At 72.5% G+C, this 24,857-nt stretch carries 23 protein-coding genes; 5 read left to right on the plus strand and 18 right to left on the minus strand.

Translation table 11 applies throughout. From position 1 onward, the window contains the following. Positions 1-55 precede the first annotated feature (55 nt). Positions 56-3,034, minus strand: coding sequence for a UPF0182 family protein (locus ACFYOU_RS00625; protein WP_391303752.1), 2,979 nt, complete (start codon positions 3,032-3,034; stop codon positions 56-58). 140 nt (positions 3,035-3,174) lie between these two features. Here ACFYOU_RS00625 and ACFYOU_RS00630 point away from each other — a divergent pair, with 140 nt between their 5' ends. Continuing rightward, positions 3,175-3,744 (plus strand): PPA1309 family protein, encoded by a 570-nt coding sequence (locus tag ACFYOU_RS00630; protein ID WP_385494544.1) that lies wholly within the window; start codon positions 3,175-3,177, stop codon positions 3,742-3,744. A 40-nt stretch (positions 3,745-3,784) separates the two neighbouring features. Here the strand turns inward: ACFYOU_RS00630 and ACFYOU_RS00635 are convergent, their stop codons facing one another. The 4 genes from ACFYOU_RS00635 to ACFYOU_RS00650 form a co-directional block, all read right to left on the minus strand. Next, positions 3,785-4,873: a PDZ domain-containing protein gene (locus ACFYOU_RS00635; protein WP_391302386.1), complete on the minus strand. Its 1,089-nt coding sequence runs from the start codon at positions 4,871-4,873 to the stop codon at positions 3,785-3,787. Between the two features lie 79 nt (positions 4,874-4,952). Then, entirely contained in the window at positions 4,953-5,117 is a 165-nt protein-coding gene (locus tag ACFYOU_RS00640; protein ID WP_385494546.1) for a hypothetical protein, read from the minus strand. Positions 5,118-5,243: 126 nt separating this feature from the next. Then, on the minus strand, positions 5,244-5,684 hold the full coding sequence (locus tag ACFYOU_RS00645) for a molybdenum cofactor biosynthesis protein MoaE (protein WP_391302389.1): 441 nt from the start codon (positions 5,682-5,684) through the stop codon (positions 5,244-5,246). Positions 5,685-6,071: 387 nt separating this feature from the next. Next, positions 6,072-7,184 carry an NAD-dependent epimerase/dehydratase family protein gene (locus ACFYOU_RS00650; RefSeq protein ID WP_391302391.1) on the minus strand — a complete coding sequence of 371 codons (1,113 nt, stop codon included), beginning with the start codon at positions 7,182-7,184 and terminating at the stop codon, positions 6,072-6,074. A 191-nt stretch (positions 7,185-7,375) separates the two neighbouring features. Here ACFYOU_RS00650 and ACFYOU_RS00655 point away from each other — a divergent pair, with 191 nt between their 5' ends. Continuing rightward, entirely contained in the window at positions 7,376-8,863 is a 1,488-nt protein-coding gene (locus ACFYOU_RS00655) for a zinc-dependent metalloprotease (protein WP_391302393.1), read from the plus strand. Then, positions 8,860-9,375: an NUDIX hydrolase gene (locus ACFYOU_RS00660; protein ID WP_389765228.1), complete on the plus strand. Its 516-nt coding sequence runs from the start codon at positions 8,860-8,862 to the stop codon at positions 9,373-9,375. The genes ACFYOU_RS00655 and ACFYOU_RS00660 overlap by 4 nt, the downstream gene beginning before the upstream one ends. A gap of 6 nt (positions 9,376-9,381) precedes the next feature. Here ACFYOU_RS00660 and ACFYOU_RS00665 read toward each other — a convergent pair whose 3' ends face one another. From ACFYOU_RS00665 to ACFYOU_RS00705, 9 genes are all read right to left on the minus strand, one after another. After that, positions 9,382-10,092, minus strand: a complete 711-nt coding sequence (locus tag ACFYOU_RS00665) for a hypothetical protein (RefSeq protein WP_391302395.1) — start codon at positions 10,090-10,092, stop codon at positions 9,382-9,384. After that, positions 10,089-11,651, minus strand: coding sequence for an ATP-binding protein (locus ACFYOU_RS00670; RefSeq protein WP_391302397.1), 1,563 nt, complete (start codon positions 11,649-11,651; stop codon positions 10,089-10,091). Before ACFYOU_RS00670 ends, ACFYOU_RS00665 begins: the two co-directional genes overlap by 4 nt. After that, the gene (locus ACFYOU_RS00675) at positions 11,648-12,337 is read right to left on the minus strand and encodes a response regulator (protein ID WP_391302399.1); all 690 of its coding nucleotides are present in this window, start codon (positions 12,335-12,337) and stop codon (positions 11,648-11,650) included. The genes ACFYOU_RS00670 and ACFYOU_RS00675 overlap by 4 nt, the downstream gene beginning before the upstream one ends. Before the next feature lie 25 nt (positions 12,338-12,362). Beyond that, on the minus strand, positions 12,363-14,135 hold the full coding sequence (gene murJ, locus ACFYOU_RS00680; protein ID WP_391302401.1) for a murein biosynthesis integral membrane protein MurJ: 1,773 nt from the start codon (positions 14,133-14,135) through the stop codon (positions 12,363-12,365). Beyond that, the gene (locus tag ACFYOU_RS00685; RefSeq protein WP_391303753.1) at positions 14,132-15,304 is read right to left on the minus strand and encodes a peptidoglycan bridge formation glycyltransferase FemA/FemB family protein; all 1,173 of its coding nucleotides are present in this window, start codon (positions 15,302-15,304) and stop codon (positions 14,132-14,134) included. Before ACFYOU_RS00685 ends, murJ begins: the two co-directional genes overlap by 4 nt. A 295-nt stretch (positions 15,305-15,599) precedes the next feature. Next, positions 15,600-16,358 (minus strand): AIM24 family protein, encoded by a 759-nt coding sequence (locus tag ACFYOU_RS00690; RefSeq protein WP_391302404.1) that lies wholly within the window; start codon positions 16,356-16,358, stop codon positions 15,600-15,602. A gap of 15 nt (positions 16,359-16,373) precedes the next feature. After that, on the minus strand, positions 16,374-17,063 hold the full coding sequence (locus tag ACFYOU_RS00695; RefSeq protein WP_389765310.1) for an AIM24 family protein: 690 nt from the start codon (positions 17,061-17,063) through the stop codon (positions 16,374-16,376). A 14-nt stretch (positions 17,064-17,077) separates the two neighbouring features. Further along, positions 17,078-18,838, minus strand: a complete 1,761-nt coding sequence (locus ACFYOU_RS00700) for a TerD family protein (protein ID WP_391302406.1) — start codon at positions 18,836-18,838, stop codon at positions 17,078-17,080. 243 nt (positions 18,839-19,081) lie between these two features. Next, the gene (locus tag ACFYOU_RS00705) at positions 19,082-19,678 is read right to left on the minus strand and encodes a M48 family metallopeptidase (protein WP_389765215.1); all 597 of its coding nucleotides are present in this window, start codon (positions 19,676-19,678) and stop codon (positions 19,082-19,084) included. Between the two features lie 429 nt (positions 19,679-20,107). Here ACFYOU_RS00705 and ACFYOU_RS00710 point away from each other — a divergent pair, with 429 nt between their 5' ends. Beyond that, complete coding sequence (locus tag ACFYOU_RS00710) at positions 20,108-21,364, plus strand: ThiF family adenylyltransferase (RefSeq protein WP_391302409.1); 1,257 nt, start codon at positions 20,108-20,110, stop codon at positions 21,362-21,364. Positions 21,365-21,405: 41 nt separating this feature from the next. Continuing rightward, a complete protein-coding gene (locus tag ACFYOU_RS00715; protein ID WP_389765211.1) occupies positions 21,406-22,770 on the plus strand; it encodes an ABC1 kinase family protein in 1,365 nt (454 codons plus the stop codon). A gap of 15 nt (positions 22,771-22,785) precedes the next feature. Here the strand turns inward: ACFYOU_RS00715 and ACFYOU_RS00720 are convergent, their stop codons facing one another. The 4 genes from ACFYOU_RS00720 to ACFYOU_RS00735 all read right to left on the minus strand — a co-directional run bounded on the left by ACFYOU_RS00720 (position 22,786) and on the right by ACFYOU_RS00735 (position 24,713). Beyond that, on the minus strand, positions 22,786-23,019 hold the full coding sequence (locus ACFYOU_RS00720) for a hypothetical protein (RefSeq protein ID WP_391302411.1): 234 nt from the start codon (positions 23,017-23,019) through the stop codon (positions 22,786-22,788). A 523-nt stretch (positions 23,020-23,542) separates the two neighbouring features. Then, positions 23,543-23,863 carry a hypothetical protein gene (locus ACFYOU_RS00725; protein ID WP_385494562.1) on the minus strand — a complete coding sequence of 107 codons (321 nt, stop codon included), beginning with the start codon at positions 23,861-23,863 and terminating at the stop codon, positions 23,543-23,545. Continuing rightward, a complete protein-coding gene (locus ACFYOU_RS00730; protein ID WP_362369541.1) occupies positions 23,860-24,228 on the minus strand; it encodes a WhiB family transcriptional regulator in 369 nt (122 codons plus the stop codon). Before ACFYOU_RS00730 ends, ACFYOU_RS00725 begins: the two co-directional genes overlap by 4 nt. Positions 24,229-24,425: 197 nt before the next feature. Continuing rightward, a complete protein-coding gene (locus ACFYOU_RS00735; RefSeq protein WP_391303754.1) occupies positions 24,426-24,713 on the minus strand; it encodes a hypothetical protein in 288 nt (95 codons plus the stop codon). Between the last annotated feature and the right edge of the window lie 144 nt (positions 24,714-24,857).

Genomic DNA, 24,857 nt, shown 5'->3' on the forward strand with positions numbered 1-24,857 from the left:
GCCCCGGGGGCGCGCGGTGTGCGCCGCGCCCCCGGGAGTGGTCCGGGCGCCCGGGTCAGGCGCCCCGGGCCGGCTTCTCGGCAGGCTTGTCGGAGGATTCCCCGGAGGGTTCCTCCTCGGGCTTCCCGGCCGGCTTGCCGTCCGCACCCTCGTCCGCCTTCTGCTGGGCCTCCTCGGCCCGCTTCAGCGCGTCCCTGAGCTTGGTCTGGGCCTCGCCGTACGCCTTCCAGTCGTTGTCCTTCATCGCCTGCTGGCCGTCGTCGAAGGCCCGCTGGGCCTCTTCGAGTGCCTCCTGGACGGTGGGATCGGCGTTGCCCGGCGGCTCGGTCGGGGTCTCCCCCGGTGGCTGGGGCTCGTTGGTCTCCGGCTTCTCCGGCGGGCTCGCCTTCTCCGCGCCGAAGACGACGTTGAGCGCCTTCTCCAGCGTCGGTTCGAACGCCGTCTTGCCGTCGTAGGTGACCAGCACCCGGCGCATCAGGGGGTACTTCAGCCCGCCGCCGCGCACGTAGACCGGTTCCGCGTAGAGCAGTCCGCCGTCCAGGGGCACGGTCAGCAGGTTGCCGTACTCGACTTCCGAGTCACCACCACGCAGCAGCCTGATCTTCTCGGCGATGGCCGTGTCCGAGTTGAACTTGCTCTGGACCTGCTTGGGCCCGTCGATCGTCTCCGCCGACGGCATCTTCAGGATGCTGATCTTGCCGTAGTCGGAGGTGCCCGCCTCGGCGTTGACCGACATGAAGGCGCTGAGGTTGTCCCGTCCGTTCGGCGTGAACGTCGTCGTGAGGGAGAACGCCTGGTCCTTCTGGTCCGGCATCCGCATGCTCAGGTAGTACGGCGGCACCGCCTTGCCCGACCGGTTCGTCGGGTCGTCCGGCACCTGCCACACCTCGCTGCCGCTGAGGAACGCGTCGGCGTCCCCGACGTGGTAGCGGGTCAGCAGCTCGCGCTGGACCTTGAACAGGTCCTGCGGGTAGCGCAGGTGGTCCATGAGCAGCGGGGAGATCTCGCTCTTGGGCTGCACCGTGTCCGGGAACGCCTTCATCCAGGTCTTGAGGACCGGGTCCTGGGTGTCCCACTGGTACAGCTTGACCTCACCCGAGTAGGCGTCGACCGTCGCCTTGACCGAGTTGCGGATGTAGTTGACCTGGTTCTGCTGGGCCACCACCGCCCGCTGGTTGTTGCGCTCGGTCAGCGAGTCGGCCGTGGTGTCGCCGAGGGTGGTGCGGGACGCGTACGGGTAGCCGTTGGTGGTGGTGTACGCGTCGACGATCCACTGGATGCGGCCGTCGACGACCGCCGGGTAGGCGTCGCCGTCGATGGTCAGCCAGGGGGCGACCGCCTCGACGCGCTCCTTGGGCACCCGGTTGTACAGGATGCGGGAGCCGTCACCGATCGCGCCCGAGTAGAGGATCTGCGGCTCGCCGAAGGCGACGGCGTACGCGGCGCGGTTCAGCGGGTTCGACAGGTTGACGCCGCTGTCGCCCTTGTACCGGGTGGTCTTCTCGCCCTTGTCGTCGGAGTAGTCGATCTCGCTCTGCGGCCCGCCGACGATGGAGTACTGCGTCGTCTTCTCGCCGTAGTAGATCCGCTGCTCGTAGTCGCCGAGCGTGCCCTTGGAGGGCAGGTCCGACTCGGTGAAGACGGGGCTGCCCCCGGGCGTGGCCTCGGTGCCCTTCGCGGCGACCACGCCGTACCCGTGGGTGTAGCGGAAGTGGTCGTTGATCCAGTTGTTCTTCGGGATGCCGTTCAGGTCCAGCTCGCGCAGACCGATGACGGTGTCCTGCTCCTTGCCGTCGGGGCCCTTGTAGCGGTCCACGTCGAGGTTGGCCGGGAAGGCGTAGTAGTTCCGCATCTGCTGGAGCTGCTGGAACGTCGGCGACACCACGTTCGGGTCGATCATGCGCATGCTGGCCGCCTTGTCGGCGTCCTGGCGCAGTTTCGCCTTGTCCGTGGTGTTGCTCTTGCCCGGGTAGTCGGTGACGTTGATGTCCGAGATCCCGTACGCCTCGGTCGTCGCCTGGAGGTTCTTCTCGACGTACGGCGCTTCCTTGGCCTGCTCGTTCGGCTGGACCTGGAACTTCTGCACGATCGCCGGGTACAGCCCGCCGATCAGCACCGCGGAGAGCACCATCAGGCCGAACCCGATCACGGGGAGCTGCCAGGTGCGCCGCCACAGCGTCGCGAAGAACAGCACGGCGCAGATCGCCGCGATGAAGAACAGGATCGTCTTCGCGGGCAGGTACGCGTTGGCGTCGACGTAGCGCAGGCCGGTCCAGTTGTCGGTGGCCTTGAAGTCGCTGGACTTCACGGCGAGCCCGTACCGGTCGAGCCAGTAGGCGATCGCCTTCAGCGAGACGAAGATGCCGAGGAGCACCGAGAGGTGCCCGGTGGCCGCGGCGGTGGCCCGCCCGCCGGGGCTGGTGACCCGCAGGCCGCCGTACAGGTAGTGCGTCAGGGCGGCGGCGATCAGCGAGAGCACCACGGTGGCGAAGCCGAAGCCCAGCAGGAAGCGGTACCAAGGCAGGTCGAAGGCGAAGAACGACACGTCCAGACCGAACTGGGGGTCCTTCTTGCCGAACGCGACGCCGTTCACCCACATGAGCCAGGTGCGCCACTGGCCCGCGGCTGACGCCCCGGCGATCAGCCCCACGATCGCCGTGAGTCCGAGCAGGATCCACTTCTTGTACGGGGCGATCCCCATGCGGTACCGGTCGAGGTTCTGCTGCTCGGTCGACATCGCACTCAACGGCGGACGCAGTCGGTGCGCCAGCCAGATGTTCACGCCGACGGAGGCCGCCATGAGCAGCCCGAAGACGAGGAACAACCCGATCTTGGTCCACAGGGTCGTCGTGAACACCGACGAGTAGTTGACCGACCGGTACCAGAGCCAGTCCGTCCAGAACCCCGCGAACATGACGAACACCATGGCCAGCACGGCCAGGACGCCCAGTGTCATGAGCAGGGTGCGGACCCGCCGGGACGGTCGGCCCACTCTGATCCGTGGCCCGGTCGGGCCTCCGCCGCGGTCCGGCATCTGGAAAGCCAAGGTGCGCACCTCGAAGTCGCTGTAGTTCTGCTTCCGGACCCCCACGAACGCAGGGGTCTCACCTATGCAACTTACTGATGCTTTACTCGGTTCCCGGTTCCGGGGGTGAACGAGGCAGGATTGTGACCATGTCCAACACCGCCAACTCAGGCACCCCGATGGCCGCCGGTCCGCTGACGCGGGCCGTGCTGGAGATCGACGAGTACATCTCCGGGCTGGGCTGGGACCAGCCCGCCCGACTGTTCGCCCTGGTCGACACGGATCGACTGCGCTCCCAGGAACCCACGCTCGCCGCGCGGCTCGGCCTCGCCGACGACCCCGCCGCCCCCAACCCGGGTGGCTCATTGACCCCGATCGAACAGGACGAGGTTCCGGCGGGCACCGCGCTGGACGAGTTCCTGGGCACCATCGCCTGGCCCGACGCCGTGGCCGGCTGCGCCCTGTCGGTGGAGCGGCTGATGCTGCCCCCGTCGGCCGAGGCGTCCGTCCCGGCCGGCCTGGACGGCGCGAAGCTCGCCGGTTGGGTCGCCCGGCACCCGGACCGCCAGGAGGTCCGGATGACGGTGGCGGTGCTGCGCGACGGCTCCCGCGATTCGGCGCTGCGACTGCGCGACAAGGACTCCGCGACGGACGTCCTGACCGGTTCCGACCTGGTGCCGGGCCTGGCCGACGCCTTGACGGCGACGTTCGCCGACTAGCCCCGCGGGGCCGGACGGTCCGCCGTCCGGCCCGGGGGGCTCAGCCCTTGGAGCAGGTGGGCAGGCGGTCCGTCCGGCCCTCGCGGATGTCCTCCAGGGACTGCATGGCGTCGTCCATGGTGTCGACCTTGACCAGGGTGAGCCCTTCGGGGACGTCCTGGGCGGCGCTCGCGCAGTTGTCCTTCGGGGTGAGGAAGAACTCGGCGCCCTGCTCCCGGGCGCCCACGGTCTTCATCTCGACGCCCCCGATCGGCCCGACCTTGCCGTCGTCGTCGATGGTGCCGGTGCCCGCGACGAACTTGCCGCCGGTCAGGTCCTCGGGGGTGAGCTTGTCCACGATGCCGAGGGCGAACATCAGCCCGGCGCTGGGACCGCCGACGTCGGCGAGCTTGATGTCGATGCTGAACGGGAAGGTGTGGTCGGTCCCGGCCTGGATGCCGACGATCGCCCGCTTGCCGTCCTCGGCCTCTTTGGTGGTGACGGTCACGTCCTCGGTGCGGGTGGCCGGCTTGCCGGTCTTCTCCGCCTCGGCCGCGTCCTTCGCCGGGATGACCGTGAAGACGACCTTCTCGCCGGGCTCGTGCCGGGTGACGAGCTTGGCGACGTCGGCGGGCGCCTTCACCGGCTTGCCGTCCACGCTCTTGATGACGTCCCCGGCGTGCAGCCGGCCCTGGGCGGGGCTGCCCTTGACCACGGAGGCGACGATCACCCAGGACTGCACCGGGATGTCCAGTTCCTCCAGCGCGGCGACCTTCGCGCTCTCCTGGGACTGGGTGAACTCCTCGGCGTTCTCCTGGTTGGACTGCTCCTCCGTCTTGCCGTCCGGGTAGAGCGTGTCGTGCGGCACGACGATGTTGTCGTGGGCCAGCCAGCCGTACACCGCCTCCACCAGGTTCATCCGGTAGTCGGCACTGGTGACGCGGACCGTCGTCATGTTCAGGTGGCCGGTCGTCGGGTACGTCTTGCGGCCGGCGATCTGGAGCACCGGCTCGCCGTCGTGCTCACCGAGCGTGTTCACGGTGGGACCCGGGGACATCTCCGAGTACGGCGTCTTGATGAGCACTCCCGCGCAGAGCAGCGCGATCAGCAACACGGTGGAAGCGAGCATCGTCGTCGTGCGGCGTGGCATGGAACGACAGTACGGGACCTGCCGGTGATCGCACCGCCCAGTCCGCCCGGACGGGTCGCCCGCGTTCCGACCGCGGGCCTCACACCACGTCGGAGCGGCTCTTCTCCATCGCCGCGCGGAACCGTTCGTAACCGGCCAGCTCCGGGCCGTCGCCGGTGCGGCGGGTCCTGGTGGCCCAACTGCCCCACAGGCCCGCGCCGAGCGCGGCGAAAAGCGGAATCAGCAACCAGGCGATGGCCGCCATGCCGACCTCCCAACCCGGTGTGTGACCGCAACTGACTGATCAGCAGATTAACCGTCCGCAGTGACCACGCTCACGCCAGGGGGGCGGTTGCGCAAGCGGAGGACCCGGCCGGGCGAAGCGGGGGCCTCAGCAGGCGCCCACCCACTCCTCCGTGCCGTCCGAGAAGCGCTGGTGCTTCCAGACGGGGACCTCCCGCTTGAGGTCGTCTATCAGTCTGCGGCACGCGGCGAACGCTTCCGCCCGGTGCGGGCAGGACACCGCGACGATCACCGCGAGGTCGCCCACGGAGAGGTCGCCCACGCGGTGCACCGCGGCGAGGCCCTGGACCGGGAAGTCCGCGGCGACCTTCTCCGCGACCCGGCGGAGTTCGGCCTGGGCCGTGGGGTGGGCGGAGTAGCCGAGGCCCTCCACGGACGCGCCGGCGTCGTGGTTGCGGACCGTTCCCACGAACAGGGCGGTGCCGCCTGCCGTGGGGTCGCCCACCGCGTGGAACACCTCGTCCAGGGACAGGGGCTCCTCGCGTATCGCGACCAGTCGCACGGCGCCCGCGTCGCTCGGCTCGTCCATCTCGGTACCCCCCTCGTTCCCGTACACCCTAGGACACGGGGTGCGCGGTCCCGCGCGGTGCAGCCGGGTCCCTCACGGTGCGCGGTCCTGCGCGGGTGCACTGTGGTCGCCCGCGCAGTTCCCCGCGCCCCTTGCAGGTGCGTTCCGCTGGGGGTGCGCTGTTCTGCGCGGGTGCGCTGCGCGATTGCGCAGTTCCCCGCGCCCCTGTCGGGGCGCCCTGGGCCGCCCGGCGGAGTCCCTCAGGGGGAGCCCCCGTAGGGGCGCGAGGAACGGCGCGAGCAACCGCCGCCACCGCCGCAGGGAACAGCGCACCGCAGGAGGCAGCCCCTTAGGGGGCGCGGGCAACCCCAGCGCACCCGCAGGGGCCAGGAACCGCGACGGGGAGCGTCAGATGCGGCGGCGGGCCTTGCGCGCCCGGCGCACGAGCGCAGCCGTACCGAGCAACGCCACCGTAGCCCCCGCCGCCCCCGCGGCAGTCGCGTCCTTGCGCCCCAGCCGCCGCCCGGCCACCGTGTGCCGCCCGGAGACCTCCTCCAGCAGCTCCGCGAGGACCTCCTCGTTGGTCCACCGGGGACGCCACCCCGCGTCGTGCAGCCGGCTCCCGCTGACCACCCACGGGTACATCGTGTACGCGAGGTCCCCCGCGGGCGACGGCGTGAGCCCGATGCGGTGCAGCCGCGCCGCGGCCCCGAGCGCGACGGCGGACGGCAGCTCCATGCGGCGGATGCCGCTGAGTTCCTCGACCTCCTCCTGCTCCAGCCAGCCCTCGCAGCCGACGGCCACTTCGCCCTCGACCTTCTCCAGCACCGCGTACTCCAGCGCCCCGCACAGGTCCTCGACGTGGCAGAACTGCCAGGCGGGCCGGGAGCCGGCGACCACGAGCAGCCGGGGCGACTCGAAGTAGCGGGTCAGGGCGGTGTCGGTGCCACCGACGAGCACGGCGGGTCGCACCACGGTCACGTTCAGTCCGGGGTGCGCCTTGGGCGCCCGGCGGGCGAGCCGTTCGATCTCCAGCAGGTCGCCGACGCCGGTCGCCTCGGCGGTGGCCCGCAGCTCGGCGTCCTCGGCGAGCGGGAGCTCGTTGTCGGCGAGGGCCCCGTAGACCATGGCGGAGGTGCACAGCACGACCCGGCGCACCCCGACCGCCGCGGCGGCCGTGAGCACGGTCTGGGTGCCGCGGACGTTGTAGGCGGTGCGGGCCGCCGCATCGGTCTCCAGGTCCAGGTCGAGGGCGAGGTGGACGACGACGTCCGCGCCGCGGAGCTTCTCGACGATGGCGGGGTCGCGCACGTCGAGGACGTGCCACTCCGCGTCCTCGCAGTCACCGCGCCGTTCGTCGATGGCGACGACCCGCTTGACCTCCTCGCTCGCGGCGAGCCGCTCGACGAGCAGCGCGCCCACCCCGGCCGCCGCGCCGGTCACGGCGACGACGGGCCCGCGCGGTGGCGGGCCGGCCGAGTGGTTTCGCGCTGCGCGAACCTGTTGATCTGGGGAACTCACCGGGCGTCTCCAGCGGTTGTCTTCAGTACGTACGGCTTGTGACGCGTACGGACCAGGTGGCACCCATCCTGCCGCAGGCCGGGAGTCGGCGGAGCACCGAGGCTCGATCGGCCCGGGGTGTCTACGCTGGGTGGTGACGCAGGGCATTCGCCGTCGGGAGACACCGGCGGCCCGACGAGCCGAGGAATCCCGTGAGTGACACCCCATTCGGATTCGGCCTTCCGCCGGAGGAGCCGGACAACGGCGACGAGGGCAAGCAGAAGGACCAGAGCGGTGGTGGTCAGGGACCTGCCAATCCGTTCGGTTTCGGGCTGCCCGGCATGGGCGGTCAGGGCGGGGACAACCCGTTCGCCGCGATGTTCGGTTCGATGAACCCGAACGACCTGGGCGCCGCGTTCCAGCAGCTCGGCCAGATGCTCTCGTACGAGGGCGGCCCGGTGAACTGGGACATGGCCAAGCAGATCGCCCGCCAGACGGTCGCCCAGGGCACGTCCGACGGCACCAAGGACGCCAGTGTGAGCCCGGCGGACCACGCCTGGGTCGAGGAAACGGTACGGCTGGCCGATCTCTGGCTGGACGGCGCCACCTCGCTGCCCTCGGGTTCGGGCTCGGCCGTGGCGTGGAGCCGCGCCGAGTGGGTGGAGGCCACCCTCCCGGTGTGGCGGGAACTGGTCGACCCGGTCGCCGAGCGGGTCGGCGCGGCCATGGGTCAGGTGCTGCCGGACGAGATGCAGGCCATGGCGGGTCCGCTGATCGGCGTGATGCGCTCGATGGGCGGCGCCATGTTCGGTACGCAGATGGGCCAGGCCGTCGGCGTCCTCGCCGGTGAGGTCGTCGGCTCCTCCGACATCGGACTGCCCCTGGGCCCGACCGGGAAGTCCGCCCTGCTCCCGTTGAACGTCGCCGCCTTCGGCAAGGACCTCAGCGTCCCCGAGGGCGAGGTGCGGCTCTACCTGGCCCTGCGCGAGGCCGCCCACCAGCGGTTGTTCGCCCATGTGCCGTGGCTGCGCGCGCACCTGTTCGGCGCGGTCGAGGGGTACGCGCGCGGCATCCAGGTCGACACGTCGAAGCTGGAGGACATGGTCGGCCAGCTCGACCCGTCGAACCCGGAGCAGTTGCAGGACGCCCTCCAGCAGGGCATGTTCCAGCCGGAGGACACGCCCGCGCAGAAGGCGGCCCTGGCCCGGCTGGAGACCGCCCTCGCCCTGGTCGAGGGCTGGGTGGACGCGGTGGTGCACGAGGCGGCGAAGCCCCGGCTGTCGTCGGCGGACGCCCTGCGCGAGACGCTGCGCCGCCGCCGCGCCTCCGGCGGCCCCGCCGAGCAGACCTTCGCCACCCTGATCGGTCTGGAGCTCCGTCCGCGCCGGCTGCGGGACGCCTCCCGACTGTGGGCCTCGCTCACCGACGCGCGCGGGGTGGACGGGCGCGACGGCCTCTGGGCCCACCCGGACATGCTGCCCACGGCCTCCGACCTGGACGACCCCGACGGCTTCGTCCACCGCGAGCAGCTCGACTTCTCCGAGTTGGACAAGCTCCTCGGCGAGGCGGCGGGCGCCGGCGGCTCCACCGGCACCGACGGCCCGGCGAAGAAGGCCGACCCCGGCGCCACCGGCCCCGACGACGGCCGGGGCACCGGCAAGGACAGCACCGACGGCGAGGACGGCGACGACAGCAAGTGAGCCTGTACGACGACACGGTCGAGGTCCTGCGCGGGTACGGCGACCAGGACGAACTGCGGGAGCTGTACCTCGCGCACCTGGCCGCCCACCCGGACGGGGTGTGGAGGTCCTGCGGGGACGGTCACGTCACGGCCAGTGCCCTGGTCGTCGACCCGGAGCGCGAACGGGTCCTGCTGACCCTCCACGGCAAGATCCACAAGTGGCTCCAGATGGGCGGTCACTGCGAATCCGGTGACCGCACCCTCGCGGACGCGGCGCTGCGCGAGGCCACCGAGGAGTCCGGGATCGCCGCGCTGCGTCTGCTGCGCGGCGGACCGGTCCGGCTCGACCGGCACCAGACCCCGTGCGCCTGGCACCTCGACGTGCAGTACGCCGCACTGGCCCCGGCGGGGGCGGTGGAGACGCTCAGCGACGAGTCCCTGGACCTGCGCTGGTTCGGCTACGACGAGGTGGCGAAGGTCGCGGACGCCTCGGTCGTGCGGCTGCTGGAGGGCACCCGCGCCCTGCTGTGACCGGGCTCAGGGGACGGCGGGCGGCAGTGTCCCGCTGGTCGGCGGCGGTTCGCCGGAGAACCGTTCCGACGCCGGCTCGGTCGGCTCGGCCGGCAGACGCGGCCAGGTGCGCTGGGACGGCGTCGAGGCCGCCGGCCGGGGGACGTCGTCGCGGTTGACGTCGACTCGGCAGGTGGTGGCCTCCATGTCGACGTCCGTTCCGTGCAGGGCCACCGGGCGCGTACCGCTCGGGCTCCCCGCGTAGGCGATGGTGCAGACGACCTGTTCGACGGCCCGGTCGTCGAGGTCGGCGAGCCGAACCGGCAGGAACACCGCCGTGGCGTTCCCCGCCGCGTTCGTGCCGATGCCCAGCTTGCTGCCCACGACGGACGACTTCGGCAGTCCGGTGCGCAGTCCGGCGGCGCGTTCCTCCTTCGTGGGGCCGTCGAGGAGCGTCTTGAGCGCCCGGCCGAGGGTCACCGGGGTGGCGCCGCCCCAGGTGCCGTTGGTGAGGGGGCGGGGCACCGGGATCAGCTCGCCGTCCGGGGTCTCGAAGAACAGCAGCATCCAGTTGCCCTCGCCGGGAATGACGAGGACGGTCGCGGGGCCGCCGGCTTCGATGACGTCGGTGGCCTGCACCCCGCAGCCGGTGAGGGCGAGCGCCGCCGCCAGGGCCAGGCCGCGCACGGTCCGGCGGCGCACGGGTCGTCCGACGCCTCGGGTGCCGTTCGTGTTCACTGCGCGCCCTCCGGCCCGTACAGCGGTGTCTCCACGGTGAACACGGCGCCCGCGCCGTCGACGCCGAGGCCGCCGCCGGGGAGGTTGGCGGCGCGGACGGTGCCGCCGTGCAGATGGACGTTCTCCTGGGTGATGGCGAGCCCGAGCCCGCTGCCCGTGGAGCGCACCCGGGCGGCATCCGCCTTGTAGAAGCGGTCGAAGATGTGCGGCAGCACCTCGGGCCGGATGCCGGGGCCGCTGTCGATGACCTCGGTGACGAAGGTCGGCGTGCCGTGGGGCGTGGTGCCCCGGCGGAGCCGGACGGTGACGGGGGCGGCGCCGTGGCGCAGCGCGTTGCCGACGAGGTTGGCGACGACGACGTCGAAGCGGCGCGGGTCGAGTCGGGCCCGGATGCCGTCGGGCAGGTCGGTGCGGACCCGTTCGGGGTGCCCACCGGTCCAGTGCCGACTGCGCAGGGTGCGGTGAATCGTTTCAGCCACGTCGACCTCGTCGGTGTGGAGTTCGGCGGCGCGGGCGTCGAAGCGGGAGATCTCCATCAGGTCCTCGACGAGCACGGCCAGCTTCCCCGTCTCGGCGCTGATCAGCCGGACGGCCTGGGCGGTGTCGGGCGGCAACCGTTCGGCGTCCTCGTCCAGGACCTCGGTGACGGCGAGCATCCCGGCCAGCGGGGTGCGCAGTTCGTGGGAGACGTCGGAGGCGAAGCGCCGGGCGCGTTCCTCGGCGCGTTGGAGTTCGGCGACCGACTGTTCCAGCTTGCCCGCGGACTCGTTGTAGGTGTGGGCGAGGTCGGCGAGTTCGTCGTTGCCCCGGACCGGGATGCGGGTGTCGAGCCGCCCGCTGCCCATGCTGCGGGCGGCCCGTCGCAGCTCGCGCACCGGGCGGAGCACGCTGCGGGCCGCGAGCAGGGCGGGCACCAGGGCGATGGCGAGGCCCGGCATGGCCCCGGCCCGGGCGGCGGCGACCAGGGCCTCGGTCTGGGCCTGTTCCTCGCGCATCGGCAACACCGCGTAGAGCACCAGGCGGGTGGGCAGCACCCCGTCGGTGCCGGCCCGGAAGACGGCCGGCACACCGATCGTGAGGTAGGGCTCGCCGTTCTTCAGCACCCGTTGGAAGCTGCCGTGCGGGTGGTCGGGCGAGGTGGCGGCGCGGCGCAGTTGCGGGGTGATGACCGTGGACGTCGGGCTGGTGCCCGAGGACACCCGCAGACTCCCGTACTCGGCGAAGACGACCCAGGTGCGGGGCTTGCCCTTGCGGGCGATCTTGAGCAGTTCGTCCTGGATGCTGCGGCGGGTCAGCGGCGGTTGCACCCACATCCCCGAGACCTGTTCGCGGAAGGACGCCACCGCGGTGTCCTGCACGGAACTGAGGACCGAGTTGCGGGCCTCCCGATAGGTGAGGGTCGCGGTGGTACCGGCGCTGACGGCGGCGACCAGCAGGAACGCCAGCACGAGCCGGGTGCGCAGCCCGAACGGCGCCCGCCGGCGCCGCCGGGCGGGCCCGGTCGCGTCCCGTGCCGGCGCGTCGGCAGCGTGCCGGGACCTGCGGGGGCGGCCGATCACAGGGGGCCGAAACGGTAGCCGAAGCCGCGCAGGGTCTGGATGTAACGGGGGCTGCCGGGCACGTCCTCGATCTTGTTGCGCAGCCGCCGCACACAGGCGTCGACCAGCCGGGCGTCACCGTGGTAGCTGTGCTCCCAGACGTGTTCGAGGAGTTGTTGACGGCTGAAGACCTGCTCGGGGGCCGCACTCAGGTGCAGCAGCAGCCGCAGTTCGGAAGGGGCGAGGGCGAGGACGCGCCCGGCTTTGGAGACGGTGAGCCCGGCGCGGTCGAGCACGAGTTCCCCGTGCGCCTCGACGGCGGACCGCCCGGGTCCGGGGCCGGGGGCGTCCAGCCGGCGCAGCACGGCGCGGATGCGGGCCTCGATGACCTCGGTGCGGGCGGGTTTGACGATGTAGTCGTCGGCGCCCGCCTCCAGTCCGATGACGATGTCGAAGTCGTCGCCGCGGGCGGTGAGCATGATGATCGGGAGTTGGCTGCGCTCCCGGACCCGGCGGCACACCTCGACGCCGTTGACGCCGGGCAGCATCAGGTCCAACAGCAGCAGGTCGGGGTGGAACTCGTCGACGGCGGCCAGTCCGTCCTCCCCGGTGGCGGCCGTCCGCACCTCGTGGCCCCGGCGGCGCAGACCGAGTGCGACCCCTTCCCGGACGGAGAGGTCGTCTTCTATGAGGAGCACACGTGGCATGAGCGGATTATTCCAGGGGTCGGGATCAGCGCCGCCGCAGGCGTCGGGTGACGCCGCTGGTCAGCCGGTCGAGTTCGGTCAGGCGCAAGGGCCGGGCGAGCACCGCGAAGACGACGGCGATGACGGCACCGCCCCCGATCGCGGCGACCAGGTGGCCCAGCGGAGCGAGAGCCGCGGTGGCGTAGTGGGCGAGGGCGGTGGCGGGCACGGCCGCGGCCAGCAGCCGCCCGTGCTCCGCCAGCGTGGTGGAGCGCCACAGCGGGCCGGCGGGCGACCGGCGGGCCCGCCGCCGGCTGCCCGCGGGCCGGCCGCCGCGGCGGTGGCCGGCGACCGGGGCGCTGCGGCGGGGCGTGAGCCTGCGGCGCAGGACGTACGCGGTGAGGGCCCAGCCGACCAGCAGGGCGACCGAGTAGCCGCCCGCCATGCCGGTCACCGCGTGCCGCGCCGGCAGCACCAGGTACGCGGTGACGGCCAGGCCCGCGTTGAGCCCTGCGATCACCAGGTTGAGGAAGAACGGGGTGCGGGTGTCCGAGAGGGCGTAGAAGGCGCGGGCCACCACGTACTGCCCGGAGAACGCGACGAGGCCCGGGGCGAATGCCATCAGGGTCAGCGCCATGGCGGCGGTGTCGTCGGCGTCGGTGCGCCCGTACTGGAAGACCACCGCCATGGCGGGCCCCGCGAGGGCGAACAGCGCACAGGCCGCGGGCACGATCGCCGCGGCGGAGGTGCGCAGCGCCCCGGACACGTCACGTCGCACGGCCGCGAGGTCGTCATCGGCCGCGGCCCGGCTCATCCGCGGCACCAGGGCGGTGACCAGCGACACCGTGACGATGCCGTGCGGCACCGCCCACAACAGGTAGGCGTTGTTGTAGGCGCTGAACCCGACGCCCCCGTCGGTGCCGAGGGCCGCGGCCCGCTCACCGGCGGTGGTGGCCAGCCGGGTCACCACCCAGTACGCGGCCTGGTTGGTGAGGACCAGCAGCACCAGCCAGCCCGCGGAGCGCAGCGGCCGGGCGAGCCCGCTGCCGCGCCAGTCGAAACGGGGCCGCCAACGGAACCGGGCGGTGCGCAGCGCGGGCACCAGGGCCAGGGCCTGGAGGGCGATCCCGGCGGTGGTGCCCCAGCCGAGCAGCGCGGTCTCCGCACCGGTCAGGTCACCGCCGTCGCCGAGCGCGAGGTACAGGGCGAACACGGAGATGACGACGACGTTGTTGAGGACCGGGGTCCACATCATCGCGCCGAACCGGCCGCGCGCGTTGAGCACCTGGCCCAGCAGGGTGAACACCCCGAGGAAGAAGATCTGTGGCAGGCAGTAGCGGGCGAACGCGACGGTGAGGGCGGCCTGTTCACCGTCGTACCCGGTGTACGCCTCCACGATCACGGGCGCCGCCCACACCGCGGCCCCGGTGAGGGCGAGCAGCGCGATCACGCACACGGTGAGCAGCCGGTCCGTCCAGGCCGCGCCCCCGTCGGCGTGCTCCTTCGCGGCCCGCACCAGTTCGGGGACGAACACCGCGTTGAGGGCGCCGCCGATCAACAGGGTGTAGACGATCATCGGGACGGCGTTGGCGACCGCGTACCCGTCGGCGGCGAGGCCCACGCCGAGCGCGGCGGCGACGATCGCGGAGCGCAGGAACCCGGTGGCCCGGGACACGAGGGACCCGGCGGCCATGATCGCGCCGCTGCGGGCGACGGACGGGGCGGCCCGACGGTCGACGCGGGCGCGCGGGGCGCTCGCCCCGGGTCCGGTACTCGCCCCGGGTCCGGCGGTCGCCCCGGGTCCGGCGGTCACGCTCACCGGCGGGCCAGGTACGCCTGGAAGGCCCGGTACAGGGCGTGGTTGGTGGTGCCGGGCAGCGGACGTTCCCACTCCCCCAGCGTCTCGACAACCTCGCCCCCGGTACCGAGCTTCCACCGCATCAGCCCGAAGGGCCGGTCGGCCGGGTCGAGGGTCGCGGGCACCCCGCGCATGTCGTAGACGTCCGCCCCGAGGGCGTGCGCGTCCAGGATCATCCGCCACTGGAGGGCGTTGGACGGCCGCACGTCCCTGCGGTGGTCGGCCGACGCACCCGTCTGGTACCAGACCCGCCGGCCCACCGTGACCATGGTGTGCGCGGCGAGGACCTCCCCGGCGTGCCGGGCCAGGTAGAGCCTCATCCGGCCGGGCTCCTCGGCGTTCAACGCCGCGTACTGACGCTCGTAGTAGTCCAGGGAACGACCGAGACGGAACCCGTCGCGGCGTTCGGTCAGGCCCAACAGCCGGTAGAACTCCGGCAGTTCCGCGGCGCTCCCGACGACGACCTCGACACCGGACTTCTGGGCCCGGCGGATGTTGCGCCGCCACTCCTGGTTGAGTCCCGACCACAGTTCGTCGGGGGTGCGCCCGGCCAGCGGCACTTGGAAGACGTACCGGGGCTGGGCGTCCCCGTCGCCGCCCGCGACGGCCGCGGCGCCCGGGCCGCCCTTCGCGCCGCGGACGGGGTCGCCGCAGCGGTGCCAGCCGCGGGCGCGCAACCGTTCGGCGACGACGGTGCCGAGCGGGTCGACCGCGCAGTCGAGGACGTCGGTGAGGTGCGCGCCGGGACCCGTCCGGGTCTTGAGGGTCCGGGCGGTCCAGCGGCGGTGGGCGGGCGAGGGCCCGATGCGCACCGCGAAGGCACCGGCGGCCCGCAGGTGGTCGAGCAGCGGATCGAGCCACGCGTCGACGTCCGGCGCCGCCCAGTCGACGACCGGGCCCTCCGGCAGGTAGGCGAAGTACTTGCGGGTGCCGGGGAACTGGCGCAGCAGCGCCAGGGCGACCCCGTGGAGGAGTCCCGCGGCCGGGTTCGGGCCCCAACCGAACAGCAGGGGCCGCCACTGCTCCTTGACACGTGCCCACGACGGGCACTGGAGGAAGCCGGCGCCGAGCGCGTCACCGGCGCGGGACGCCAGGAACGCCCGGTACTGGGCTTCGGTGACGGGCTCCAGCCGGACGGGCGCCGCCCGGGGGCCGGAACCCGGGCCGTGTCCCGCGGGTCGGTGGTCGTGCGCTGTGGCGGCGGAGTACGGCAGGTCCCGGCCGGGCGTCGTGAGGACAGCAGACACGTGTGAGCCTCTCTTCCATCCCCGGGTGGGTACCGGGGACGGCAGGGATGCTCACAGGTGGGCGTGACCGCGCCGAGCAAGGTGTGTGACGGGACGACGACCGTTGCGGGGCTCGGCCGTCACCGTCCCGTCACACACGCCCCGCTCGGCGACCGGCCCGGGATGCGCGGCCGGGCGGTCAGTTCCAGTCGTTGCCGCGGTTCTGGCCGTGGGAGCCGCGGTCGCCCATGCCGAACTGCGCGGCGACACCGGACCCGATCCGCGCGTTCTGCGGGGGCAACAACTCGCTCGGTTGCACGAGGACGTACCCCTCGCCCTGGAAGCCGAGCTCCCAGCCCTCCCCGGTGTTGCCGCGGCGGCTGCGCGCCGTGCTCGACTGGGTCTGGGCCTGCATCTGGACCCGCAGCCCGGCGGACCAGGCGACGATCGCGTCCGAGTCGACGTTGATCGAGGTGCTCTCGCGCCCCACCCGCAACATCAGCGGCTCGCCGGAGGTCATGAGGGCGACCTTGCCCCGGCCGGTGATGTTGAGCTGGTACTTCCCGGTCCCCGAGATGCCGTACTGGCTGTCCACGGCGATGACCTGGAAGTTCAGCGTGGAGTCCAGGGCGAGGACGTAGGAGCTGTCGACGGTGAGGCCGTCCGACTCGATGTCGACCAGGTGGACGTACTGGGCGAGGTTCGCGAAGTACACGGTGCCCTCGCCCTGGCAGCGCATCAGGTCCAGACCCTCACCGGTCTGTCGGCGACGGCGGCGTTCCTGGCCGCTCTGGTACTCGGCGTCGAACTCGATGGACCCCTGGTAGGCGACCATCGACCCCTTGCGGGCGAGGACGTCGTCCCGGCCCGTCAGGGCGACCCGCAGCAGCTGCGGGTTCTGGAGCGAGTACCGCTCCCCGGTCTGGTTGTCCGCGTGGGCGAACAGCGGGCTCTGCATGGTGTGCGCTTCCCCTCAGCCCCGGATACGGAGACGGTCGGTGCTGTCCTCGCTGGGCTGGACGACGACGATGCCCTGCCCGGAGAACGCCATCTGGAACGCCTCGCCGCTGCCCCGGCCGACCAGCGCCCCGGCCTTGAAGCTGCGCTTGCCCTTCACCTTGAGGTTCGGGGACCAGGCGAGCAGTGCATCGGGGTCGACGTACGTCTCGTCCTCGCCCCGGCCGCACTCCACGACGATCGGCGTGCCGCGCGAGGTGAGCGCCACCCAGCCCTGACCGCCGACCGTGACGTTCCACAGGCCCTGGCCGGCGAGCCGGGTGAGTCCCTTGACCTTCTCCACGCCCCATTGGAGGTGGGCGTCGAACGCCAGGAGGTTGCTGCCGTTGACCGAGATCGCGTCGCCGCCCAGGTTCAGCACCACCGTGTCGGCACCGTAGTCGGCGAGGTACAGCAGCCCGTCGCCGAAGCACCGCATCAGCGGGGCGCCCTCACCGGTCGCCCACTCCCGGGCCTGCTGGCGCAGCGCGGGCGGACTTCCGTCGTACTGGACGTATCCGTCGTAGGCGACCATCGAGCCGGCCCGGGCGTAGACGTCCTGCCCGGTCTGGAGGGCCACCTTGACCATGTGCTTGCCGTGGTTCTCCATGCGGACGCCCACGGGGGCGGCGGGGGCCGGGGCGAAGCCCGGGAAGTGTTGGTCCATCATGACGGGCTCCCTCAGGCCTCGTAGGGCTGGACGACGACGAAGTTCCCGGGAGCGCCGCGGAACTGGAGGTTCACGCCCTCACCCGTGGAGCCCGCCGAGCGGTTCGACCGCAGTCGCACCTGACTGGTGACGATCACCTGGGCGCCCGCGGACCAGGCGACCAGCGCATTGCAGTCGACGAAGGTGCTCGGGGTGACCGGCAGGACGACCGGGACGCCGTGCGTCTTCACGATCAGGGTGCCGGCCCCCTGGAACTGCATGGTGAACAGGGCGCCGCCCGGAATGCCGTGCCCCTCGATGCGGCGGACCTCGTACTGGAGCGTCTCGTCGAAGGCGAGGACGTTCTCCGCGGAGACGCAGACCGCGTCCCCCTGCAACTCGATGGTGTGCAGGTGCGACGCCTCCTCGGCGAAGAACACCTGCCCCTTGCCGGTGCAGCGCATCAGCTGCATCTCCTGGCCCGTGCCGCTGCCGACGGCACGGCCGACGAAGCCGGCGCTCTTGTGGCTGAAGTCGACCTTGCCCTGGTACAGCACCATGCTGCCCTGTCGGGCGAGCACGCCACCGCCTCCGGCGGCGAGGTCCACCCGGGCCAGCTTCTCGCTCTGCATCGTCCAGCGCTGACCGGTCGCGAGTTCGTTGAAGCGTTGCAGTCCGGCGGCGACACCCGCCGGGGTGGCGGCCTGCGCGCTCGGCGCCCCGGCGGCGAAGGGCTGACCGGCGACGAACGGCGCCTGGGGCTGGTGCGGAGCCTGGGCCTGGTGCGGAGCCTGGGGCTGGGCTTGGGCTTGGTGGGGTGCCTGGGCCTGGTGGGGTGCCTGCGGGTGACCGTAGCCCGGGGGCGGCGGGGCGGACGGCGCCGGCATCTGGGGCGCGCCGGGCTGCGGATATCCCGGGGGCGGCGGGGCCGACGGCGGGGTGTGTCCGGGCGGGGCCGCGGCGAACGGCGCGGCCATCGTCGGCGCGGCGTGGACCGGGGGCGCCGGTTGCGGGGGCGGTGTCGCGCCCGGCGGCGGCGCGAAGCCCGCTGCGGGAGCGGGCGGCGGCACTGCCGCGGGCTGCACGGCCACGGGCGGTACGGGTGCTGCGGCCTGTGCGGGTGCTGCGGCCTGTGCGGGTGCCGGCGCGGGCGGTGCGAACCCGGGCGCGGGGGCCGGTGCTGCGGGGGGCGCGAAACCGGGCGCCGGCTGGCCCTGGGTCGGGGGTGCGAACCCGGGCACCGGATCGGGGGCGGCGGGCTCCTCCTCGGCGACCTCGCCGCCGAAGTTCCGCAGCAACGCGTCCAGCCCGCCGTCGAACCCCTGCCCGACGGCGGCGAAGCGCCACACGTCCTTCAGGTACAGGTCCCCGAGCATCACGGCGCGCTCCGTCGTGAACTCGGTGCCGTCGAACGGGTACCGGGCGACTTCCTCGCCACCCGCGACGATACGGAGGTAGCCGGGCGCGATCTGCGACATCTGGCCGGCGCCGTCGATCGCCGCGGTGAACGACAGCCGGTGGACGGCCGGGGGGATCTTCTCCAGCGTGACCCGGAACGACTCGGTGTCCCCGGCCTGCGGGCCGAGCAGCTGAATCGCTTCCTCCGGGCTCTTCGGCTGGTTGAAGAAGACGAAGTACCGGTCGTCCGACAGTTCGTCCTTCGCGTCGAGCCCGAAGCAGCTGATGTCGAAGGTCAACCCCGGCGCGGCTATCTGCACGCCGACGTACAGATCGGTACCCGCGGTGAGATCACTGATCTTGGCCTTGTGGCCCCGTTGGAATTCCCTGGCCATGCGTTACGACCGTCCCCCATCCCGGATGCGTGTACGTCGCGCCAGGCTAACCGCAAACACCGAGATCGGAGCATCCCGGTACAGACCCGGTACACAACCGCATTCGCAACGGCACACCGGACGATCACTCGTCCGGCGCCCGCGCTCCGACCCGTACCACGACCCGTACCGCGTTCCGTGCTCCGCCCGGCGGTGCGTCGATGGGGACGTCCGGCGGGGCCGTCGGGGAGCGGGCCGGGGGTGTCACTCCTCGGACGTCACGGGCCGGTACGGGAGCCGGTCGGCGGCGACCACTCCTTCGAGATAGCCGCGGGCCCGCTCGGTCCTCGGGTACGCCTCCAGCAATCGCCAGAAGTCCGGGCCGTGCCCCGGCACCAGCAGGTGCGCGAGCTCATGGAGCAACACGTAGTCGACGACGTACTCGGGCATCCCCTGGAGCCGGTGCGAGAGTCGGATGCTGGCCTCGGAAGGCGTGCACGATCCCCAACGGGTGTTCTGGTTGGTGACCCACCGCACGGACAGCGGTCGCGCGAGACCGTCGAAGTACTGCCCCGACAGGCGCTCCGCGCGCTGGACGAGCTCCGTGTCCCCGAGCAGCCGCTTGCTCTCCTGCGCGGCGAGCTTGTCGAGCATGACGCCCACCCACCGCTGCTCCTCCGCCTCGGACATCCGCGCGGGGATGAGCACCACGGTGCGGTCGCCCTCCCGGTACGCGGAGACCGTACGCCGTCGACGCGCACTCCTGCGCACCTCGACCGCGCTCGCCCGCGAGCCGCCGGACAGGCGGCTCGTCGTACTGCGCGGTGGTTGTCCGGCGCTGTGCAAGGGGTCGACGGGCACGCCACGACGTTACCCGTTGCACCGGTGAGAAGTCCCGACCCCGGGTCGGTTCCCCGTTGATCCACTCCCTCAGCGTCGAGCCGGTATGAAGAATCCCCCCGCCTGTGGATAACTTTCTGCACCCCCGCCCCCGATTCCGCATCATTGAACACACCGGCGGAGCACGGGGGTCTCCGCCGGTGCGGTCCTCCGTTCGGGACCGCGCTCGGGGCCGGACCCGGGGCACGGGGACACGACCACTGGTCGGGTGCTCGGGCTCCTGGGTCCGGCGCCCGGGTCGCCGACGCACGGGCCGCCGTCTCGCGGGGCGGCGGCGGCAGGACGGCGGGTGTGGGGGTGTGGGTGGGGAGGGGGCTGGGGGGGGAGGGGGGAGCCCCCCCAGAACAGCGCGAACCAAATTCGACCGTCACCGCCCAAGGAGCACCCGTCATGCCCGCGCACCCCCTGCTGAAGCCCGCCCTCCGACGCGCTTGGCGTGACCTGCGCACCGTTCAGTGCGGCGTGGCTCCGGCGCACGCGCTGACCTTCGGCCCCCTCGACCCGGCGACCGCCTCGTTCCTGGCCCTCCTCGACGGCACCCGGGGACGCGTGCTCCTGCGTGCGGAGGCCCGGCGGCTGGGGCTGCCCGACGGCCGCGCCGATGCCGTCGTGGAGCAGTTGGCCGAGGCGGGGCTCCTGGACGACACGACCGGCGGCGGCCCTTCGGTCGAGGTGCTGCGCCGACGCGGCACCGTCGTCGACCGCCTCCGCGCCGATCACGCCTCGCTGACGGTGACCCGACCCGGGGCGGGCGCGGCGATGCGTGCCCTCGCGGCGCGCGGCACGGCGCGGGTTCAGGTGCGGGGTGCGGGGCGGACCGGTGCCGTGATCGCCTCGCTGCTGGCGGCGGCGGGGGTGGGGCTGGTGGACGTGCGCGACGGGGGCCGGGTCGCGCCCTGGGAGGTGGGGCCGGGTGGACACGGTCCCGATGCGGTGGGCGAGCGGCGCGAGGACTCCGCACGTCGAGCGGTGCGCGGGGCCAGGCCGGACCGGGCACCGCGGCCCCGCTCACGGCCGCGCCCCCGACCACGGCCTTCCGGGGGACGGGGTTCTCCCGACGCCCCGGATGCCCCAGGTGCCCCCGGCACCCCCTACATCCCAGGTGCCCCCGACGCCCCGTGCCCCTCCCCCGCCCCTGAGCCGCCGCTCGCCCTGGTGCTCCTGACCCCGCGCGAGGGGGTGGACGTCCACGCACCCGACCCGGGAGCGGCGGCGGAGCTCATGGCGGCCGGGGTCCCGCACCTGTACGCGGGGGTGGTGGAGGGTACGGGGGTGGTGGGGCCGTTGGTGTTGCCCGGGACGACGGCCTGCGCCCAGTGCCTCGCGTTGCACCAGCTGGCGGACGACCCCGCCTGGCCGCGCTTGTCGGCCCAGTGGCGTTCGGGGGCGGCGCAGCGCGTCCCGCCCTGCGATGTGACACTGGCCACTGCTGTGGCGGGGCTCGCCGCCGGGCACGCGTTGGCCGTGCTGGACGGTACGGTTCCGGCGAGTGCGGACAGTCGCTGGGAGGCCGTGCTGCCGCGTCTCGCCTGGCGTGCGAGGTCGTTGGGGCCGCACCCGGAGTGTCGGTGTGGTGCGGCGGCCCGCGCCGCGCATGCGGAACACCCCTCCGGGCGACCTGCGACACACGAGACAATGGCCCGGTAGCCGCCGTACGCGGCACGGCGGTCTGGGACTTGGAGGGGCGTATGTCTGATCTTCCCCGGAAGGCGGTTACCCGAACCGCCAAGCTGGCCGCGCTGCCACTCGGCATCGCCGGGCGCGCGACGTGGGGGCTCGGGAAACGCATCGGCGGCAAGTCCGCGGAGATCGTGGGGCGGGAGCTGCAACAGCGCACGGCCGACCAGCTGTTCAAGGTCCTCGGTGAGCTGAAGGGCGGGGCGATGAAGTTCGGGCAGGCGATGTCCGTCTTCGAGTCGGCCCTTCCGGAAGAGGTGGCGGGGCCGTACCGGGCCGCCCTCACGAAGCTCCAGGAGGCCGCGCCTCCGATGCCGAAGCGCACGGTGCACGGGGTGTTGGTGGAGCGGTTGGGGGAAGACTGGCGCGACTTGTTCGAGGAGTTCGAGGACGAGCCGGCGGCGGCGGCGTCGATCGGTCAGGTGCACCACGCGGTCTGGCACGACGGGCGCGAGGTGGCCGTCAAGATCCAGTATCCGGGCGCGGGTGAGGCACTGCTGTCGGACCTCACGCAACTGGGGCGCTTCGCGAAGATGTTGGGGCCGCTGCTGCCGGGTGTGGACGTGAAGCCGCTGATCGCCGAGATGCGTGACCGGGTCGAGGAGGAACTCGACTACGGCCTGGAGGCGCAGGCGCAGCGCGTCCATGCGGAGGAGTTCGCCGATGATCCGGACGTGTGGGTGCCGGCGGTGGTCCACCAGTGCGACCAGATACTGGTGACGGAGTGGATCGAGGGTGTTCCGCTGTCGGAGGTGATCGCCGACGGTTCGGTGGAACAGCGGGACCGTGCGGGGCAGTTGTTGGCCCGGTTCCTGTTCTCGGGCCCGGCCCGGACGGGGTTGCTGCACGCCGATCCGCATCCGGGGAACTTCCGTCTGCTGCCGGACGGTGACGGGGGTTGGATGCTCGGTGTCCTCGACTTCGGGACGGTGGACCGGTTGCCCGGTGGTCTGCCCGCGACGATAGGCGAGTCCCTGCGGATGACGCTGGACGGCGAGGCGGAGGCCGTGTACCGGTTGTTGCGTGACGAGGGCTTCGTGAAGGCGGACATCGCGCTCGACCCGCAGGGGGTGGTCGACTACCTGTTGCCGATCGTCGAGGCCGCCGAGGTGGACGAGTTCACGTTCACCCGGGAGTGGATGCGGACGCAGGCGGCTCGGATCGCCGATCCGCGGTCGCCCGCGTACCAGTTGGGCAAGCGGTTGAACCTGCCGCCGGCGTACCTGTTGATCCACCGGGTGACGCTCAGCACGATCGGTGTGTTGTGCCAGCTCGGTGCGACGGTGCGGCTCCGTGCGGAGTTGGAGGCGTGGGTGCCCGGTTTCCTGCCGGACGAGGACGTCTCCGAGGCGGCCGTCCCGGCCGGTTCGCCCTGACCGCGGGGCGCCCGGTCACCACCAGGGTGAGTCGAGGCGGCCCTCGATGGCTCTGAGGTTGTTCCGGGCGCACCGGTCGCAGAAGTAGCGGCGGACTCCGTTCTCGACGGAACAGGTCCAGGTGGTGGCGGCGCCGTCGGTGGTGCCGCAGCGGGCGCAGGCGGTCGGGGTGTCGGGCGCGGGGCCGGCGTCGCTGGTGCGGTCGGGGGCACCGCTGCCGCTGGGGTTGTCGATGTTCTGACGTTCCACCGGGCGACGATATCTCCGCGGTGGCGGGTGGGCCGACCGCGACGCAGCGCTGTCGGCGGGGGCGCCGGGTCGGGGTGGGGTCGCGGGGGCGTCGGTGTGTGGCGTGTTCGTCAACTGCCCGCGGGGGCCGGTCCGTTCGGGACCGGCCCCCGCGGGATGGTGGGTGGTGCGCAGGTTCCGGGCTGAGAACGGCACACTCGTTCTACGGGCGGCTGTCGGCTGCTCGCCCGGGCGGCGAGGACCCGGGCGTACCGCCGCGGGGTGCCGTTCGCCACGTGGAGTTCGGCGTGACGCAGAGATATCCGCCGGCCCGGCAAACCCCGTAGGCCCCGTGGGCCCGGCAGGTCCTGCACGCCCCGCACCCCCGTAGATCCCGCAAGCCTCGCGAACCCCGCGGGGTCCGCGGGCCGCGGCGCGGGTTGCCGTGCCGTGGGGGTGTTCAGCGGACCGCGCGGGCGTTCCGCGTGCCGTGCCGGTGCGGTGACCGTGGTGGTCGCCGCACCGGATGCGGGGGTACTGCGCGTTACTGCATGACGGCGACGGCGAGCGCGCGGCGCGCCCGCATCGACGCCCGTTCGGCACGGCGCTGCATGCGCCGGGCCGCGACGATCCGGGCGGCCGGGCGGGCCGCCTCGGCCTCTCGAAGCCGCTCGCGCATATGCGCGCGTGCCAGGGCTTCTGGGATGAGTTGCATGGCTCGGTTCCTGTTCTGGCGTGCTTCGACGCCGGTGATGGTGGAGAAGTCTGTGTGCGCGGAGCCGGCGGGCTCGTGGGTGGTGGTCATCGGGGCCTGTTTCCGGGGGTCGTGCGTGAGGGGGCGGTCGATGGTGCCGAGGGTCTTCATGCGCTGACCGGGTTCTTGCGCGGACGGCCGCGGGGCCGCTTCCGGGCGACGACGACGCCCTGGACGAACAGTTCGCCGCCCCAGACGCCCCACGGCTCGCGCCGCTCCTTGGCGCCGGCGAGACAGGCTTCGACGAGCGGGCAGGTGCGGCACAGCGACTTGGCGTACTCGACGTCGGCCGGCGACTCCGCGAAGAAGACCTCCGGGTCGTAGGAGCGGCACGGTACGGGTACGCCGAGGTTCTCGATGGCGTCGTCGAGCGCGGTGAGCGCGGTGAGGGGCGTCACGGTGGAGTCCTTCGTGGGGCCGGGCGGGGAGATCGTGTCCGAGGGCGGAGCTGACGGAGCGTGCGCTTCGAGTTGCACGGGGTGTCTTCCTCGTTTGGTTCGGTCCGGCCGGTCGGCCGGTGGCTGTCTCCCTCAGCGGTGGCTGGGGAGGCTGGTACCGGGTTGTTCTGTTGTCCCGAGGCCCCTTCGCTCCGTCTTCCCGCTCGGGGAAAACAGAAGGGCCGCGGATCCCGGGTGGGGTTCCGCGGCCCTGAAGGCGCCGGCCTGATCGAGGATCAGGCTGGATGACTCCAGGGTTCGAGCCCACGGAAGGCCCACATCGTGTGGTGCTGCTTCGACTGCCGCTTGCCGAGTTCGGCGCCGGTCGCGGTAAAGCCATAGGCCAGTGCCTTGGCTGCCTCTACTGCTTCCAGTGCCTCGGTCGGTCGGCCGGAGCGCTCGCGGATCACGAGGCCACGGGCGACCAGGACGGGCTCAGGACGCAGAGCGACGGCGGCGGACAGACCTGTCCCCGGGTTCGAGAAGCCGGGCAGGCAGGAGGCGATGGCCGAGCGATCGTGCATCACGGCGGTGCTGACGAAGGTGCGGGTCTTGATGCTGCTCACTGGATTCGCCTCCTCTCGGCGTCTTGGGGGACCTGGTCGAGCCCGGTCCGACGGATATGAAGTACAGCACGGATCGGGCGCTTCGGAGAAGCCCCCGTTTCC

Origin of the sequence: Streptomyces sp. NPDC005955 (genome assembly GCF_042871255.1) — a bacterium.
Taxonomy (GTDB): domain Bacteria; phylum Actinomycetota; class Actinomycetes; order Streptomycetales; family Streptomycetaceae; genus Streptomyces.